At 64.5% G+C, this 16,458-nt stretch carries 15 protein-coding genes; 8 read left to right on the forward strand and 7 right to left on the reverse strand.

All coding sequences use genetic code 11. The features are described from left to right. Positions 1-9: 9 nt before the first annotated feature. Entirely contained in the window at positions 10-1,680 is a 1,671-nt protein-coding gene (gene pgm, locus PYR64_RS19985; RefSeq protein WP_026267259.1) for a phosphoglucomutase (alpha-D-glucose-1,6-bisphosphate-dependent), read from the reverse strand. Between the two features lie 252 nt (positions 1,681-1,932). On the opposite strand from pgm, the gene PYR64_RS19990 reads away from it, so the two are divergent. Next, positions 1,933-2,598, forward strand: coding sequence for a DUF4190 domain-containing protein (locus PYR64_RS19990; RefSeq protein WP_275777232.1), 666 nt, complete (start codon positions 1,933-1,935; stop codon positions 2,596-2,598). A gap of 175 nt (positions 2,599-2,773) precedes the next feature. Here PYR64_RS19990 and PYR64_RS19995 read toward each other — a convergent pair whose 3' ends face one another. Genes PYR64_RS19995 through PYR64_RS20005 form a run of 3 tightly spaced genes read right to left on the reverse strand, consistent with a single transcriptional unit; the run spans position 2,774 to position 6,499 of the window. Continuing rightward, entirely contained in the window at positions 2,774-4,273 is a 1,500-nt protein-coding gene (locus PYR64_RS19995) for a peptide MFS transporter (protein WP_275777234.1), read from the reverse strand. A 41-nt stretch (positions 4,274-4,314) separates the two neighbouring features. Next, positions 4,315-5,763 (reverse strand): amidase, encoded by a 1,449-nt coding sequence (locus tag PYR64_RS20000; protein ID WP_275777236.1) that lies wholly within the window; start codon positions 5,761-5,763, stop codon positions 4,315-4,317. Next, positions 5,756-6,499, reverse strand: a complete 744-nt coding sequence (locus PYR64_RS20005) for a peptidase E (RefSeq protein ID WP_275777238.1) — start codon at positions 6,497-6,499, stop codon at positions 5,756-5,758. Before PYR64_RS20005 ends, PYR64_RS20000 begins: the two co-directional genes overlap by 8 nt. A gap of 153 nt (positions 6,500-6,652) precedes the next feature. On the opposite strand from PYR64_RS20005, the gene PYR64_RS20010 reads away from it, so the two are divergent. From PYR64_RS20010 to PYR64_RS20020, 3 genes are all read left to right on the forward strand, one after another. Further along, positions 6,653-6,979: a rhodanese-like domain-containing protein gene (locus tag PYR64_RS20010; RefSeq protein WP_018778378.1), complete on the forward strand. Its 327-nt coding sequence runs from the start codon at positions 6,653-6,655 to the stop codon at positions 6,977-6,979. A 50-nt stretch (positions 6,980-7,029) separates the two neighbouring features. Continuing rightward, positions 7,030-7,962: a prephenate dehydratase gene (pheA, locus tag PYR64_RS20015; RefSeq protein WP_275777240.1), complete on the forward strand. Its 933-nt coding sequence runs from the start codon at positions 7,030-7,032 to the stop codon at positions 7,960-7,962. Between the two features lie 106 nt (positions 7,963-8,068). After that, positions 8,069-8,299 (forward strand): hypothetical protein, encoded by a 231-nt coding sequence (locus PYR64_RS20020; RefSeq protein WP_275777242.1) that lies wholly within the window; start codon positions 8,069-8,071, stop codon positions 8,297-8,299. Here PYR64_RS20020 and PYR64_RS20025 read toward each other — a convergent pair. Continuing rightward, on the reverse strand, positions 8,296-9,357 hold the full coding sequence (locus tag PYR64_RS20025; protein ID WP_275777244.1) for a diacylglycerol kinase family protein: 1,062 nt from the start codon (positions 9,355-9,357) through the stop codon (positions 8,296-8,298). The two genes, PYR64_RS20020 and PYR64_RS20025, sit on opposite strands and share 4 nt — an antisense overlap. Positions 9,358-9,468: 111 nt before the next feature. Between PYR64_RS20025 and serS the strand changes: the two genes are divergently transcribed. Beyond that, on the forward strand, positions 9,469-10,749 hold the full coding sequence (gene serS, locus PYR64_RS20030; protein ID WP_275777246.1) for a serine--tRNA ligase: 1,281 nt from the start codon (positions 9,469-9,471) through the stop codon (positions 10,747-10,749). Here the strand turns inward: serS and PYR64_RS20035 are convergent, their stop codons facing one another. Next, the gene (locus tag PYR64_RS20035; protein WP_275777248.1) at positions 10,750-11,490 is read right to left on the reverse strand and encodes a class I SAM-dependent methyltransferase; all 741 of its coding nucleotides are present in this window, start codon (positions 11,488-11,490) and stop codon (positions 10,750-10,752) included. It lies immediately after the preceding gene. 186 nt (positions 11,491-11,676) lie between these two features. Here PYR64_RS20035 and helR point away from each other — a divergent pair, with 186 nt between their 5' ends. Further along, positions 11,677-13,860, forward strand: a complete 2,184-nt coding sequence (gene helR / locus PYR64_RS20040; protein ID WP_275777250.1) for an RNA polymerase recycling motor ATPase HelR — start codon at positions 11,677-11,679, stop codon at positions 13,858-13,860. Positions 13,861-13,941: 81 nt separating this feature from the next. Then, positions 13,942-14,787 (forward strand): HAD family hydrolase, encoded by an 846-nt coding sequence (locus PYR64_RS20045; protein ID WP_275777252.1) that lies wholly within the window; start codon positions 13,942-13,944, stop codon positions 14,785-14,787. A gap of 10 nt (positions 14,788-14,797) precedes the next feature. Here PYR64_RS20045 and PYR64_RS20050 read toward each other — a convergent pair whose 3' ends face one another. Beyond that, complete coding sequence (locus PYR64_RS20050; protein ID WP_018778370.1) at positions 14,798-15,538, reverse strand: GAF and ANTAR domain-containing protein; 741 nt, start codon at positions 15,536-15,538, stop codon at positions 14,798-14,800. Positions 15,539-15,672: 134 nt separating this feature from the next. Here PYR64_RS20050 and PYR64_RS20055 point away from each other — a divergent pair, with 134 nt between their 5' ends. Further along, positions 15,673-16,449: a sigma-70 family RNA polymerase sigma factor gene (locus PYR64_RS20055; protein ID WP_275777255.1), complete on the forward strand. Its 777-nt coding sequence runs from the start codon at positions 15,673-15,675 to the stop codon at positions 16,447-16,449. Positions 16,450-16,458: the final 9 nt, after the last annotated feature.

A 16,458-nucleotide genomic window follows, 5' to 3' on the forward strand; every position in this document is an offset into this window, starting at 1 on the left:
GCCCCGACACTACGCGATGACCCCGTCCACCAGCGCCTTGGCCTCTTCCTGAACTTGCTTCAGGTGGTCTGCGCCCTTGAACGACTCGGCATAGATCTTGTAGACGTCCTCGGTGCCGGAGGGGCGGGCCGCGAACCAGGCGTTCTCGGTGACGACCTTCAGACCACCGATCGAAGCGCCGTTGCCGGGGGCCTCGGTGAGCTTGGCAGTGATCTCTTCGCCGGCAAGGGAGGTGGCAGTGACGTCGGCAGCGGAGAGCTTGCCCAGCTTGGCCTTCTGCTCACGCGTGGCGGCGGCGTCGATGCGTGCATACACAGGTGCGCCGAACTGGTCGGTGAGGCCCTTGTACAACTGCGACGGCGACTTGCCGGTCACAGCGGTGATCTCCGACGCCAGCAAGGCCAGCAGGATTCCGTCCTTGTCCGTGGTCCACACGCTGCCATCAAGCTTGTTGAAGGAGGCGCCGGCAGATTCTTCGCCGCCGAAAGCCCCTTCGCCGGACAGCAGGCCCGGGACGAACCACTTGAAGCCGACCGGAACTTCGACCAGCTTGCGGCCGAGTCCGGCGGCAACGCGGTCGATGATCGAGGAAGACACCAGCGTCTTGCCGACTACTGAGTCCGGGTTCCAGCCGCTGCGGTTGCGGTACAGGTAGTCGATGGCGACGGCGAGGTAGTGGTTCGGGTTCATCAGCCCACCGTCGGGCGTCACGATCCCGTGGCGGTCGGCGTCGGCGTCGTTACCCGTGGCAATGTCGAACGCTGAGCCCGCGCCCGAGGAGCCGGTGGAGTCGGACATCCGCTTGATCAGCGACGCCATGGCCGACGGCGATGAGCAGTCCATGCGGATCTTCTCGTCCCAGTCGAGGGTCATGAAGGCCCACTGCGGGTCCACGGTGGGGTTCACCACGGTCAGGTTGAGCTGGTGGCGCTCGCCGATCTCGCCCCAGTAGTCCACGGAAGCTCCACCCATGGGGTCGGCGCCGATGCGGACGCCGGCCTCGCGGATGGCGTCGAGGTTCAGCACCGACGGGAGGTCATCGACGTAGCTGCTGAGGAAGTCGAACTTGCCGGTGGTGTCAGCAGCCAGGGCATCGTTGAGCGGCATGCGCTTGACGCCGCGGAGCCCGTTCTCGAGCAACTGGTTGGCGCGGTCGGCGATCCAGCCAGTGGCGTCGGTGTCGGCCGGGCCACCGTGCGGGGGGTTGTACTTGAAGCCACCGTCGCCCGGCGGGTTGTGGCTGGGGGTAACCACGATGCCATCGGCCTGGGGTGTGCCCGGCGCAGCTTCACGGTTGTACTTGAGGATCGCGTGGCTCAGGGCCGGAGTGGGTGTGTATCCGTGGCGGGCATCCACCAGAACGGTCACACCATTGGCGGCCAGCACCTCCAACGCGGAGTTCTGCGCCGGCTCGCTCAAGGCATGCGTGTCGCGGCCAATGAACAGCGGCCCGGTGATGCCCTGACGGCCACGGTACTCAACGATTGCCTGTGTGATGGCAAGGATGTGCGGCTCATTGAACGACGCCTTCAAGCTGGAACCGCGGTGCCCCGACGTTCCAAACGCCACGCGCTGCGCGGGATCGCCCAAGTCCGGAGCTACGTCGAAATACGCGTCCAGCAGGGCTGTGATGTCAACAAGGTCCTGGGGAAGGGCAACTGTGCCCGCTCGGCTAGCCATGGGGTCCAGCATGCCAGACCGAAGGCCCCGCTGACACGAAATGTCCGTGATCCGGCCCCTGTGACGCCGAATGGCGGACTTCTTCGGACGATATCTCCCGGTATCGCCCAAAGGTTCACTCCGCGTTTACCATAAGTGACCTTAGTGCCGGCCTTCCGCCAAGACAGCCGGCCGCCACAATGCGCGCTACCTTATATGCGGCCCCGGACGGCGGTAGTGTTGGGATCAAAGACCACATTCAGGGGGATTCCTATGTCAGATCAGCCATCCAAGGGTAACGAGGATAAGCCGGCCGGCTACGAGCCGCCGCAGTACGTTCCTCCGGCGCAGTTCAGCGCTCCCGAGCAGAACCCGCCGGCCCCGGGCGCTCCCGTGCCGCCGGCCCCGGGCGCTCCCGTGCCGCCGGCGTTCGAGCCGCCAGCCCAGTCGTTCGACCAGGGCAACGCCACCCAGCCGCTGCCGCCGTATGAGCAGAACGCTTACGGCCAGCAGAACACCTACGGCCAGCCGGGCAACCAGGACGCCTACACCCCGGGCGACTACAGCCAGCAGCCTGCCTCGCCGTACGGCCAGCCGCCGAGCCCGTACCAGCAGCAGGCTTTCGGCCAGCAGCCCTACGGCCAGCCGCAGTCTCCGTATGGCCAGCCCGCCTACTACGCAACGCCCACCCAGCCCAAGGGCCTGAGCATCGCCAGCATGGTGTGCGGTATCGCCGTCTACATCGGCTTCGGATTCTTCATCCTCCCGCAGATCGCTGCCGTGATCCTGGGCCACCTCGCACTTAAGCGTGAACCTGCAGGCAAGGGCATGGCGATCGCCGGTTTGGTGATGGGTTACCTCGGAATCGCGCTGACGGTGGTGTTCGGCATCATCTTCTTCGCCGCCATCGGCGCCTCCACCAACAGGTACAACTACTAAACAAAAACGTTCGACGGCGCCCCTTGCGTCAGGTGGGAATCCCGCCTGACGCAAGGGGCGCCGTCGTTGGTTAACGCAGGCTACGCCACCCAAATTCGCCGGGGACAGAGAAACGGACCAGCGCTGCCCGGATGTGGGCGGCGCTGGTCCGTTTGCGTGTCGCTGGGCAAAAGTCCTAGCGAACGCCGCCCATCAACTTCTTGATTGCCGGCGATGCCGCGGCAAGTCCAACGGCCAGGACCACTGCCACGCCGCCAATGCCCAGGAAGTAGGGGAGCTCGTCGTCGGGGTTGTACAGCCCCGCGAGGATGCCTGCCAAGGTGGTCCCAAGCGAGACCGACAGGAAGAACAGTGCCACCATCTGGGCGTGGAAGGCCTGCGGTGCGAGCTTGGTGCTCACGGACAGGCCGATGGGGGACAGGAACAACTCGGCAAGGGTGAACAGGAACAGGATCCCCACCAGGGCCAGCAGCGGGGTCTTGCCTTCTCCGGCCAGCGGGATGAACGCCAGGAACGCCAGGCCCATGATGAGCAGGCCCGCGGAGAACTTCAACGGTGAACTCGGTTGCCTGGAGCCAAGCTTCGTCCACAGGGCAGCCATCACACCGGCGAAGATGATGATGAAGACGGGGTTGATGGACTGGACCCATGCGGCGGGCATTTCCCAGCCGAACAGGTTACGGTCCAGCTTCTCCTGCGAGTACACGGCGATGAACGTGAACTGCTGCTGGAACAGTGCCCAGAACCCGGCCGATGCAATGAACAAGGGGATGAAGGCCACTACGCGCTTGCGCTCCAGGCCGGTCACCAACGGGCTACGGAAGATCAGGAAGAGGTAGATCACTGCGGCGCCGATCGCGGCGTAAGCCATGCTGCTGGCCAGGTTGTTGGCGTTGACCAATCCAGTGCCGAGCAGGACGGCCACCACAATCAGGATGCCCAGGAAGATCAGACCGTACTTGGTGCGGTCCTTCGCCGGGAGCGGGTTGGGAACGCGGTGTGCTTCGTCCGGGAGGCGCTTGCGGCCCAAGGAGTAGATGACCAGGCCGATCGCCATACCCACCGCTGCAGCGCCGAAGCCGATGTGGAAGCCGTAACTCGTCTGCAGCCAACCTGTGACCAGCGGGCCAATAAGACCGCCCAGGTTGATGCCCATGTAGAAGATGGAGAAGCCGGCGTCGCGGCGCTCATCCTTCTCACCGTAAAGGGTACCTACCAGCGCCGTTGCGTTGGCTTTCAGGCCACCGGAGCCAATGCCAACCAACACCAGGCCGGCGATGAGGCCCGGAATGCCGGGCAGGAGGGCCAGGGCGATGTGGCCGGCCATGATCATGATGGCGGAACCGAAAAGGACTTTCTCGGAACCGAAGAGACGGTCGGCGAGCCAGGCGCCGAGGATCGTCGACAGGTAAACGCCGCCACCGTACGCGCCCACCAAACCAGCGGCGAGGCCCTGGTCGATGGAGAGACCGCCCTGCTCGGCGGTGAAGTACATGTAGTAGAGCAGGATTCCCTGCATGCCGTAGAAGGAGAAACGCTCCCACATTTCCACGGAGAAGAGGCTGGCCAACATCTTTGGGTGGCCGAAGAACGACGTATCGCCCGCTGGCTTTGCGGACTCAGCCGTGGTCTGGGGTGTGCTCATTTTCTTAATGCTGGCACTGACTGCGGGCATTGTCACATCGATGAATGCCCCAGGCAACCACCTTCCATATGCTAGACAGGCATTTTTGCGGCCTCCAGGGAACACGCAAGCTGCAGGAGTTTCAGTTCTGAACCTGCCGGGCCAATGAGCTGGATTCCCATGGGCAATCCGGCCGCCGTGGTGTGAACAGGGATGCTGACAGCGGGCAGTCCGCACACGTTCACCATTGACGACCACGGTGCATACTGGCACTGCCGTTTGTAATCCTCATCCGCGTCGCCCGCCCACTCGCTCGGCCAGGGCTCGCCGCTGTGCCCACCGCCCGTGAACCACCCGATGGGGCGCGGCGTTTGCGCCAAGGCAGGCATCAGAATGAGATCCCATTCCGCATACTGCGCGATGGTGTCGTGTTCGAATTGCCGGAGAAAGGCCAAGGCCTCGCTGACTTTGGAAGCGCTGCGCTGTTGTGCCCGACGACGGAAGGTCCTGGTCAGCGGGGTCAGCAGTGGCTCGCGCGGGGGTGCTATCCGGGCACTCCCGACGCCGGCAGTCCAGGCGGTGGTGAACGCCTCCGGGTAGCGGTTGTCGTATCGGATTTCCGCTTCGCCTACGCTGTGTCCGGCTTCTTCCAGCAGCTTCACGCCCAGTTCCAGGGCATCCCGCGCTTCCTGCCCGATCTCGAAGGGGTACACACCGGCCCACGGGCTGTCCAGGCTGACGCCGATCCTCAGGGATTCCGGCGCCCGGCCGACATTGGCGAGGAAGCCGCCGTCGGGCGCTTGTTCCGGGGGAACCAGCGCGTCCATGAGCAGCGCTGCGTCCGCTGCATTCCGTGCGAGTGGCCCGGCAACCACCAACTTGGCGGCATCCCCGGCGCCCGCCCCGGCAGGAACGAGGCCCCGCCCCGGTTTCAGTCCCACGAGCCCGCAGGCGGCGGCGGGAATCCGGATGGAGCCGCCGCCGTCGGTTCCTGGTGCGAACGGAACAAGTCCCGCGGCCACCGCGGCAGCGCTGCCTCCCGACGAGCCGCCGGAGCTTCGCCCCGGAGCATGCGGATTGCGCGACGGCGGTGCGACGCGGTTTTCGCTGTAGGCCGTCAAACCGAATTCCGGCACCTGGGTCTTGCCCAGGGAAACCACACCCTGGGCTTTCAGCGTTGACGCCAGGGCTCCGTCCTCCGGCGCCGGTTTGTGGTCCAGCGCGGCGCTGCCGTGAGTAGTGGGGACGCCGGCAACATCGGTGAGGTCCTTGAAAGCCGTCGGCATGCCGTGCAGCAGCGGCAGCTCTTCCAGGCGGCCCTCCCGGACCAACCGCGCATGGAGGGTGTCGGCCGTCTTGGCATCGAGGAGTGCCTGCTCGGCCGTAACAGTGACAAAGGCGCCAAGGTGCGGGTTGCGCTGCCCGATCATGGACACGAAGTGCGCTGTTGCCTCGCGGGCGGAGAGCTTCCCGGCGGCGAGGGCGTCGCGGAGCTGGACCGCGGTCAGGCCGGAAAGATCCTGCGTCGACGGATCAGCCAAGGAAACGCGACTCCAACCGTTCCTCCACAGCCACGGCATCCACGCTCTCGCCGGCGCCCGCAGTCACGCGGAACGCGGCCTTGTTCTTGATTTCGGACACCACCTCCACAAGGTCCGTGCCCCGGTAAACCAGCCCCACGCCGTCGTCCGAGCAGTGCGTCTCGCCCAGAGTGCCGTCGGCCACGAGCTTGTGGATTGCGGGCGCCCGGCGCAGCTCGGAATCGTAGTGGACACCGTTGCCGTAAGGGAGGAAGCCCAAGGCGTCGGTGACCGGGCGCAACTCCGGCCCGAAGGAGTCCGTCACACCGCCCTGGTACCAACAAATCGATCCCGCTGAAACCCCGGCAAGGACAACCCCGCCCTCCCACGCCTTGCGGAGGATCCGGTCCAGTCCGTGTGCACGCCAAACGGCCAGCAGGTTCACAACGGAGCCGCCATTGACCCACACCACGTCCTGTTCCAGCAGATGGGCTTCCGGATCGTCGATGTTGGGCATGGTGAAGAGATTGAGGTGGCTGAAGTCGAACCCGGCGATGCGCGCAGCCTGGTCCATCTCAGCGGCCCACCATCGTTGATCACCGGATGCCGTGCCGATGTGCGTCACCCGGGGCGCCCGGCCCGTCACGCCGGACAGTTCCACGGCGTAGTGCATCAGGTGGTTGAACTCGATCCTGGTCCGCTCACCCGGCTTGTACCCGCCGGAGGTGGCCAGAATCGTGGGTTGCCCAGCAGCCATGGGTTGCTCCTAGTAGCCGGTTGTGGGGGAGTGCTTGGTCACCAGTCTTAACGCCCAGGCCACTGCGCGCAAGCGAAGCCGTCCGCCGCGTTACGGGGTCAGGCTCCGGGGACTAGGCTGGATGCTGACCTTAATCGATGGGAAGGATCCACCATGAGCGACTTCGATACCGTGCCTGTGGGCGATATTCCGGCCGGTGCCAGCATCCTGGACGTCCGCGAAGACTACGAATGGGTGGCCGGGCACGCCGAAGGTGCACGCCATATCCCCATGGACCAGTTGCCCGCGCGTTTGGACGAACTTGATCCGGACGAGGACTTCTTCGTCATCTGCAGGACCGGTGGGCGGTCCTTCCGCGCGGTCCAGTGGCTGGTGGGCCAGGGCTACTCGGCCGTGAACGTCGCCGGCGGAATGGACATGTGGTTCGAAGCCGGCAAGCCGATGGTCTCTGACAACGGCCTCAAGCCAGTGGTGCTGTAGCCCCCGTCCGGCCGTCACCAACCTCGTATATAACCAGCAAGGAATACTCAATGCCAGCAGCTACGTACACCTTCCTGGGACCTGAAGGCACGTTCACTGAAGCGGCCCTCCTGCAGGTTCCGGGTGCTGCTGACGCCACACGGATTCCCTGCACCAACGTCAATACGGCACTCGAACGGGTGCGCCAGGGCGAAGCGGACGCGGCCATGGTTCCCATCGAAAACTCGGTGGAGGGCGGGGTTACTGCCACCCTGGACGCGATTGCCACGGGACAGGAGCTGCGGATCATCCGCGAGGCCCTTGTTCCCATCACCTTCGTGCTCGTGGCGAGGCCCGGCGTCGGGCTTTCCGACATCAAGCGGATCTCCACGCACGGGCACGCCTGGGCGCAATGCCGGCTCTGGGTGGATACGCATTTGCCGGGGGCCGATTACGTACCGGGTTCGTCCACGGCAGCGGCGGCCATGGGGTTGCTGGACGAGGATGCGCCCTACGAAGCCGCTATCTGCGGCCCGCTGATTGCCGACGAGCAACCCGGCCTCAACGTCCTGGCACGGGACATCGGAGACAACCCGGACGCCGTGACCCGGTTCATCCTGGTGAGCCGGCCCGGAGCTTTGCCGGAACGGACCGGTGCCGACAAGACCACCGTCGTTGTGCCGCTGCCCGAGGACCATCCCGGTGCCCTCATGGAGATCCTGGACCAGTTCGCCTCCCGGGGGGTGAACCTCAGCCGCATCGAATCCCGGCCCACGGGTCAGTACCTTGGCCACTATTTCTTCAGCATCGACGCCGACGGCCACGCCTCCGATTCGCGGGTGGCTGATGCCTTGGCCGGCCTTCACCGGATCAGCCCGGCAACGCGCTTCCTTGGCTCCTACGCGCGGGCCGACAAGCAGCCTGCTGTGGTTGCCCCACACACTTCAGACGCTGCCTTCGCGTCCGCGCACGCCTGGGTCGACTCGATCCTGAAGGGCCAGTAAGCCTTCTCCACAGGGCACGGCCAACGCCCTTTCCCCTTGGCAGAACTGTGCGTATGCTTGCTTGATCCACAAACGATGGATGAATGCATCAACGAAAGGAGCGGTCATGTCTGTACACCGGGATGACAAAGACGGCCAGGGCATGATCGTCAATCCGAAGCCCACAGGCGAAAACCAGGACGACTGGAATGGCGATGAAGCCGATCGGGCAGACCGGCTCCGCTTTGAAGAAGAACAAGCAATGATCAAGGAGCAGGCCGAGGCCCGCGCGGCCGCAAAAGCCGCCACTGAGGAAGCTGAAGAGAAGGCCGCCCAGTCGGACGCCGGTTCGGTCTAGACGGACTTTGCCTTCGGCACCCGCACCAGCAGGGAACCCGGGGCCACCTGAACGGTGACGGTCGTCGCTTCACCCGACGGGTCGCCGTCGAGCTGTGTGGCCATGGGTTCCTGGCTGCGGATCACCACTTTGCCGGACCGGTAGAAGCTCATCATGGGCAGGTTCCGGTTGTGCTTGAACAGGACCTTTGTGTACATGGCCAGCCACCCAAAGGCGCTGCGGGGGCTCATCACCACGATGTCCAGCATGCCGTCGTCGATCATGGCCTGCGGGATGAAGTCGATGCCGCCGGGGATCAAACCACAGTTGGCAAACAGGACACTGCGGATTTTGCGTGCCTGCTCGGGCTCGTCATCCATGGTGATGGTGACGCGTTTTCGGCGGCCGGGCAGGTGCCGGACACCCGCCTCTGTGTAGGCGAGCCAGCCGACGCTTTTCTTGAGGTCTTCCTTCGTGTCTCCGACGACCTCGGCGTCCAGGCCCATGCCCGCGATGACCAGGAAAGTGTGTTCCCCTTTGGTCCCCGTGATGTCGTTCTCGATCCCCATGGTTGCGGTATCGATGTAGCGCTGGTGGCCAAACAAGGCCGTCTGGATGCACTCGGCGAGGTTCGTGACGTCCAGGTCCACGTTGCGTGCCAGCAGGTTTCCCGTGCCCAACGGGACCAGGCCCATGGCAACGTCCTTATGCGCCAGCGACTCGGCCACAACGCGTACGGTACCGTCGCCGCCGCACGCCAGAACGACGTCGGCCCCGTCCGCCAAGGCCTGGCGCGACTGGCCGTAACCGGGATCCTCCACCGTGGTTTCGAAGAATTTCGGAGCGTCCCAACCGGCGAGGTCGCAAGCATCAATGATCGCCTGGCGGGCCACTGCGGCGTTGTTCTTCACGGGGTTGAGGATCACGGCGACCTTCTGGTCTCCCGGGCCGGGCTTGTGTGCTTCCTCCCGTACCGCGCTCCTGACGTGCCTGGCTTTCAGCCTGCGCACGCCCCACCAGCTCGAGACGGCAAAAGCCACGCCCCCAGCGAGAATCACGTACAGGATCCAGTCGTTCATCGTGCTCCAACACTATCCTCATGGGCACCCCTGACTTTGCCGCGTCCGCAGAGCTGCCCGCTTTTGGCCCTGCGGACCGGAAATCCGTGGCTGATTCGATAGTCTTGTGTGGTGATCGACGTAAAAGACCTCAGCGAAAATCCGGACAAGTTCCGTGCCAGCCAGCGCGCCCGTGGCGCCGACGAGTCCGTTGTGGACGCGATCATCTCCGCTGACTCCGACCGCCGTGCTGCGCTGATCCGCCACGAGACCCTCCGCGCCGAGCAGAACGCCTTCGGCAAAAAGGTGGCCCAGGCCAAGGGCGAGGAGAAGCAGGCCCTGCTGGCCGAGGTCAAGGAACTTGCCAACTCGGTGAAGGCCGCGTCCGCAGAGGCAGCCGCTGCCCAGGCCAAGCAGGATGAGCTGCTGCGCGTCATCCCCAACCTGGTAGTGGACGGCGTTCCCGAGGGCGGCGAGGACGACTACGTTGTGGTCAAGACCGTCGGCACACCGCGTGAGTTCACCGACTTTGAGCCGAAGGACCACTTGGAAATCGGTGAACTGATCGGCGCGATCGACATGGAGCGTGGCGCCAAGGTTTCCGGCTCACGCTTCTACTTCCTCCGCGGCGTGGGCGCCCGGCTGGAAATGGCACTGCTGCAGATGGCCATGGAGCAGGCCATCGACGCCGGCTTCGTCCCCATGATCACCCCCACTTTGGTGCGTCCGGAGACCATGCAGGGCACCGGTTTCGACGTAAAGCACGACGCCGAGATCTACCGTCTCGCTGAAGACGACCTTTACCTGGTGGGAACCTCGGAGGTGGCCCTCGCCGGCTACCACGCAGACGAAATCCTGGACCTCTCAGCAGGCCCCATCCGCTACGCCGGCCAGAGCTCCTGCTACCGCCGCGAGGCCGGTTCGCACGGCAAGGACACCCGCGGCATCATCCGTGTGCACCAGTTCAACAAGGTGGAGATGTTCATCTACACCACGGTTGAAGAAGCAGCCGCCGAGCACGAGCGCCTGCTGGCCTGGGAAGAGGAGATGCTGGCCAAGTGCGAGCTTCCCTACCGCGTCATCGACACCGCTGCCGGTGATCTCGGCATGTCCGCGGCCCGGAAGTTCGACTGTGAAGCCTGGGTCCCCACGCAGAACGCCTACCGAGAGCTCACGTCCACGTCCAACTGCACCACGTTCCAGGCCCGTCGCCTGAACATCCGCGAACGCGTGGTCAACGACGAAGGCGTAGCCAAGGGAACACGTACCGTTGCAACGCTGAACGGCACCCTGGCCACTACGCGCTGGATCGTGGCCATCCTTGAGCACCACCAGAACCCTGATGGTTCGGTCAATGTTCCCAAGGCGCTGCAGAAGTACCTTGGTGGCCTTGAGGTCCTTCCGGTTCTTTAGTCAGCTGGGCTTGCGCGCCAGGACGATCAGCTCGCCCTGGCCGCTGCCCACGCTTTCGCCGACCCAGCCGCCGAGGATCCGTTCCACTGTGAATCCCGCTGTGCCCAGATCCCGGCGCAGTTGTTCCTCTGAGCGGAACGCAAGCATCGAGGTCCCTGTCTCACTGCTGCTTTCGTCAAGGACTCGGTATTCGGTGAGGGTAACGAGTCCTTCGGGGAGCTGATCACTCTCCATCCACGTTTCCACCGCGGTGCCGTCGGGAAGCGTGTGCCGGCGCCGCGTCGCCGTCGGCGTCCAGCCTTCCCACGCCCTGGCATCAGGGTCCCGGGAATCGAAGGCCAACCGCCCCCCGGGTATCAACGCGCGGTGAACGTCGGCAAGCGTACGGGACCATTCGCCGTCGTCGTGGATGGCCTGGGCGACGTGCGCCGTCATGATTGCGACGTCGAAAACTTCCCCCTCCGGGATCTGGGCCGATGTGCCTGCGATCCACCTGACACCATCAGCGCCAGGCTTGCCGCGGGCGGCCGCGAGGGAGTCGGGGTTCGGGTCGACGCCCACCATGTCATGCCCCTGGGCGGCCAACGCCAAGGTGATTCTCCCCGTCCCGCACCCCAGGTCCAGGACCCGTCGGTTTGCTTGCTCGTTCACGAAGTCGAAGAAGAAATCGTCGTCCTCTGCCCAGCGGTTTTCCAGGTCGTAGAGTGCGGAGAGCTGGGCTCCGGTCAGTCGTGAACGCATCCGGCAACCCTACCCAACGCGCAAGGGGCGGGCACGCAACCCGGGCATGAAACGGGCACAAAAAAGGAAGGGAATTATCCCTTCCATATTCAATGTATAACCCACCCGGGGGCTTGCGGCAAGGCCCCCCTGGTGCCGAACAATTGATCCCCGAACCCCATAACCAACGCAAAAGGGAGTCGTGGGATGCCTGAAAACAACCGCCTGGGAACCAGTGCCTTTGCCCTGCCCGGGCACCTTGCACGCAAAGCGGATCCGCAACTGATCGGCGCTGATGAGCGGCAGTTCGACGCCATTGCAACCAGCCTTGAGGAATCGATCGCTGAACTGTCCGCCCGGTTGGAGGTCACCCGCAAGCAGCCCGGCGGCCGTGGCCAGGCTGCCTTGGACCGCGACCAGGAGATCCACAGGCTTACTGCCCGGCTGCGGGGACTCCGCCGCTTTGGATTGGATCTGTGTCTTGGCCGCATGGTGACAGCCGGTAGTCCGGAACCGGTTTACGTCGGCAGGCTGGGCCTCACCGACAGCCAGGGGAAGAGGCTCCTGATCGATTGGCGGTCACCCGCTGCCGAACCGTTCTTCGGAGCAACACATGCCAACCCGATGGGCCTGGTGAGCCGGCGCCGGTACCGCTGGACCCGTGGCAGGGTGACCGACTACTGGGACGAAGTTTTCACCGCTGCCGGCATGGAAGGAAATGCCGCGCTTGATGACCAGTCCGCCTTTATCGCGAGCCTTGGGAGCAGCCGCTCGCCGCGGATGCGGGATGTCCTGGGGACTATCCAATCCGACCAGGACCGGATCATCCGTGCCGGCTCGCGTGGGGCGCTGGTGGTCGACGGCGGTCCTGGTACCGGTAAGACGGTGGTTGCCCTGCACCGCACGGCCTACCTTCTGTACTCCGATCCCCGGCTCAGCCACCGCAACAACCACGGAAGAAGCGACGTACTGTTCGTCGGGCCGCATCAGCGCTACTTGGCGTACGTGGCCGATGTCCTCCCAAGCCTGGGGGAGGAGGGCGTGCAAACGTGCACGTTGCGGGACCTTGTCCCCGAAGGTGCCGGTGCCGGCGTCGAACGCGATGCCGAGGTTGCCCGGCTCAAATCTTCCGTGGAGATGATCAAGGCAATTGAACGCGGTGTGAGGTTTTACGAAGAGCCGCCAACCGAGGGCATGGAAGTGGAGACCCCCTATGCCGATATTTGGCTGGGCAGCGACGATTGGGCGGAGGCTTTTGACGCGGCCGAGCCCGGTACGCCGCACAATGAAGCCCGGGACGATGTCTGGGATGCTTTGCTTGAGATCCTGGCGGACAAGCTGGGCGAGCACGATGTGCCGGAGGCATTGCGGCGCAGGGCTTTGAGCCAGAGCGCGGAGCTGCAGTCGGCCTTCAACAGGGCGTGGCCGCTTCTCGATTACGCAGCCCTGGTGGCGGACCTGTGGCGCGTGCCGGCCTACCTCCGGTTGTGCGCTCCGCACCTGCAGCCTGGGGAGCGGGAGATGCTTCATCGCGAAAACCCGGAGGAGTGGACTACGGCCGACCTCCCGTTGCTGGATTCGGCTCGGTTGCGCCTCGGCGACCCGGAGGCATCCACGCGACGCCGGCGGCAGGCGGCGGTCCTGGCGGCGGAGCGCGAACTCATGGACCGGGTGGTGGACGACCTCATTGCCGCCGATGATTCCGAGAACCTGGAAATGTACATGCTGCGCGGCGACGACATGAGGGAGAAGCTGGCAGGCCAGGACGCTGTGGAAACACCCGATCCGGATGTCCTCACCGGACCTTTCGCGCACATCGTGGTGGACGAGGCCCAGGAGATGACGGACGCAGAGTGGCGGATGCTGCTGCAGCGCTGCCCGTCCCGTAGCTTCACAGTGGTGGGGGACCGCGCCCAGGCCCGGCACGGGTTTACGGAATCGTGGGAGGAACGCCTTCACCGGGTGGGCATGGAAAACGTTGCCCTGGCCGGCCTCAGCATCAACTACCGCACTCCCGAAGAAGTCATGGTGGAGGCCGAACCCGTCATCCGTGCCGCCCTCCCGGACGCCAATGTGCCAACGTCGGTGCGGAGAAGCGGGATCCCGGTGGTCCATGGCGTGAGAGAGGACCTGGAAACGATAGTGGACGCGTGGCTCGATGCGAACAGTGAGGGCACCGCCTGCGTCATCAGCCAGCCGGTCCTGGGCGAAAACCCGCAGTGGGAGCGGGTCAGCCGGCTCACCCCGGAGGTGTCCAAGGGCCTTGAATTCGATCTTGTGGTCCTCATCGACCCGGACGATTTCGGTGCCGGGATCGAAGGCGCCGTGGACCGGTACGTGGCGATGACCCGGGCAACGCAGCAACTCGCCATCCTCCGGAGCGCACTGTGATGACACTGTTCACGCTCCGTTAACCGCCCGCTGTGGCGCCGGTCCTAGTTGAGTGTCGGCGGTGTCTGGTCTACTGGAAGCATGACTATTTTGACTGATACTCCAGTTGCTGGCATCGATGACCAGCCCAACGAAAACACCAAACTCATGATCGCCCTGGACGTCGATGGCACTCTGGTTGACCATGACGGCCACATGACTCACGAGGTTCGCTCCGCTGCCCAGGCAGTGGTCGCCAAGGGGCACGACGTCATGATCGCCACCGGACGGTCCCTCAACGCGACGCTGCCGATCATCCAGCAGATCGGCATGGAGCGGGGCTATGCAGTGTGCTGCAACGGCGGCGTGACCCTCCGACTGGATCCCGCCTTGGAATCCGGTTACGAGATCATCCACAAAGCAACGTTCGACCCCGCCCCCGCCCTGAAGGCACTGCGGGAACGGCTGCCCAACGCCAAGTACGCCCTGGAGGACGAGGACGGCAACTTCCTTTCCACGGAGCGTTTCCAGGATGCCAGCTTCGGCGTGGAGTCCATTGGTGTCGATTTCCAGACGATGCTCGATGCCACAGCCGTCCGCGTAGTGGTGTTCAGCAGCGAGAACACATCCGAAGAGTTCAACGAGGCCATCCGGCACATCGGGCTTTCCGGCGTGACCTACTCCGTCGGCTGGACGGCCTGGTTGGACATCGCCGCTGAAGGGGTCACCAAGGCCAGCGCCCTGGAGGCCCTCCGCCGTCGGCTCGGCACGGACCAGGCCAACACGGTGGCCGTCGGGGACGGCCGCAACGACATCGAGATGCTCACCTGGGCCGGCCGCGGCATCGCCATGGGCCAGGCTCCCGATGAGGTGCTCGCCGTCGCGGACGAGGTCACCGCGTCAGTGCTCGACGACGGCGCGGCGCTGGTTTTGCGCGGCCTGCTGTAAGGATCCGTACTCACTGGAAGTACGTCTGAACCTGCCCGCCCCCGGCTGACTCGACGATTGCCTGTGCCACCACCCGGAGCTTGACGTTCCGGTTGCTCGAAGCCTTCTTGATCAGTTCGATCGCTTCTTCCTGGGTGCAACGGTTCTGGGCGATGATGATGCCGGTCGCCACGTCGATCACGGTGCGGGATTCCATCGCGGCACGCAGGTTTGCCGCTGTTTGGCTGTGCTGTGCCAGAAGTATGGCCAGCTGAAGACCCTTGGAAGCCTGCACCACGTAGTCGTTGGCGCGCTGCACGGCCGCTGCGTCGAAGGCGTTGGGGCGGTCGGAATACAGGTTCAGGCCCGCCGTGGACGTGTCGTCCGGGAGCGGGAAGGGAACGGCCAACACTGAACGTACGCCGTGGCCAGTGATGGCCTCGTTGTATTCCGGCCAGGTGTTGTCTTTTTCAAAGTCGGGTATGTGGACCTGGGTGCCCTCGCGGCAGGCGTGGAGGCAAGGTCCATCGGCGAACGCGTATTGAACCTCGTCGAGTCGCCGCGCACGTTCGCTGCTGCTGGCCACCGTGCCCGCGGTCCTCTGACGCATCAGCGTAATTCCGCAGTAGACCTCTGAATCGGAGTTGCTGAACATGCCGGCCGAGTGCCGTGCCAACTCCTCGAGGAACACTTCCACATCCGGGGTGTTGAGCAGCATGTCCTGGATATCGGCCAGGACCGTGCTCGGCGCTGCGAGCTGTGGTTCTTCCATGTAAATCTCCGATTCGGTGGACGCGGCTTCCTTTTGAGCCTAACCCCGTTGAAAGCTAATAGTAAGTGTGCTTCTCTTTTTAAGGAGTCTTGCCGTGGGCTCACCACCCCAGCAGGTTTGAGGATTGAAGCCCCATGCGACAAATCCCACCGTCCGACGTCCTGACACGTCCCCCCGCCAATGCACCCGAAGGGAGCATCCGGCAAAGCTTCCAGGACAGCCTGGTCCTGGACCATCTCAATCTGGCCAAGTCCATTGCCGCCCGATACTCCGCCCACACCCATGACCTGGATGACGTCCGCCAGGTTGCCTACATGGGCCTGATCAAGGCGGCACGCGGCTACGACAAAGCCAAGGGCGTCAGCTTCCCGGCCTATGCAGCCCCAACAATTGCCGGCGAGGTGAAAAGGTACCTTCGCGACCATTGCTGGGTAGTGCGGCCACCGCGTCCCATCCAGGACGTGCGGCGCCAAGTGTTGGCCCGCACGGAAGAGATGACCCAAACCCTGCAGCGGACGCCGTCACCGCAAGATGTGGCAACGGACCTGAAGCTTGAGCCGGGCCTGGTGCAGGAAGCCCTGACGGCTGGAACCAGCAAGCGGCCCGATTCGCTGGATGCCCCCGCCGCGGAAGGCCGCGACGGACTTCACGGATCCTTGTCCGCCTTCGGTTGCCCGACAGACAGGCTCGAAGACGTTCTTGCGCTGCGGAACGCCATCCGCGGATTGAGTGCGGAAGACCGGCACCTGCTCTACCGGCGCTATTACCAGGAGGAAACGCAGTCCACCATCGCCGAAGCCCTGGGAATCTCGCAGATGCAGGTGTCACGGAAACTCTCAAGGGTTCTGGTTGCCCTCCAGAAGCAACTGCTGGACGACGAAGCCCAGCTCCGGAACGGGACCGCCCCCTGACCGCCGCCG

This window comes from Paenarthrobacter sp. Y-19, assembly GCF_029223985.1.
Lineage (GTDB): Bacteria > Actinomycetota > Actinomycetes > Actinomycetales > Micrococcaceae > Arthrobacter > Arthrobacter nicotinovorans.

Excerpts from the sequence above, each read along its gene's own strand:
- pgm (WP_026267259.1), bottom strand. The coding sequence starts at position 1,680 with ATGGCTAGCCGAGCGGGCACAGTTGCCCTTCCCCAGGACCTTGTTGAC.
- PYR64_RS19990 (WP_275777232.1), top strand. The coding sequence starts at position 1,933 with ATGTCAGATCAGCCATCCAAGGGTAACGAGGATAAGCCGGCCGGCTAC.
- PYR64_RS19995 (WP_275777234.1), bottom strand. The coding sequence starts at position 4,273 with ATGCCCGCAGTCAGTGCCAGCATTAAGAAAATGAGCACACCCCAGACC.
- PYR64_RS20005 (WP_275777238.1), bottom strand. The coding sequence starts at position 6,499 with ATGGCTGCTGGGCAACCCACGATTCTGGCCACCTCCGGCGGGTACAAG.
- PYR64_RS20010 (WP_018778378.1), top strand. The coding sequence starts at position 6,653 with ATGAGCGACTTCGATACCGTGCCTGTGGGCGATATTCCGGCCGGTGCC.
- pheA (WP_275777240.1), top strand. The coding sequence starts at position 7,030 with ATGCCAGCAGCTACGTACACCTTCCTGGGACCTGAAGGCACGTTCACT.
- PYR64_RS20020 (WP_275777242.1), top strand. The coding sequence starts at position 8,069 with ATGTCTGTACACCGGGATGACAAAGACGGCCAGGGCATGATCGTCAAT.
- PYR64_RS20025 (WP_275777244.1), bottom strand. The coding sequence starts at position 9,357 with ATGAACGACTGGATCCTGTACGTGATTCTCGCTGGGGGCGTGGCTTTT.
- PYR64_RS20035 (WP_275777248.1), bottom strand. The coding sequence starts at position 11,490 with ATGCGTTCACGACTGACCGGAGCCCAGCTCTCCGCACTCTACGACCTG.
- helR (WP_275777250.1), top strand. The coding sequence starts at position 11,677 with ATGCCTGAAAACAACCGCCTGGGAACCAGTGCCTTTGCCCTGCCCGGG.
- PYR64_RS20045 (WP_275777252.1), top strand. The coding sequence starts at position 13,942 with ATGACTATTTTGACTGATACTCCAGTTGCTGGCATCGATGACCAGCCC.
- PYR64_RS20050 (WP_018778370.1), bottom strand. The coding sequence starts at position 15,538 with ATGGAAGAACCACAGCTCGCAGCGCCGAGCACGGTCCTGGCCGATATC.
- PYR64_RS20055 (WP_275777255.1), top strand. The coding sequence starts at position 15,673 with ATGCGACAAATCCCACCGTCCGACGTCCTGACACGTCCCCCCGCCAAT.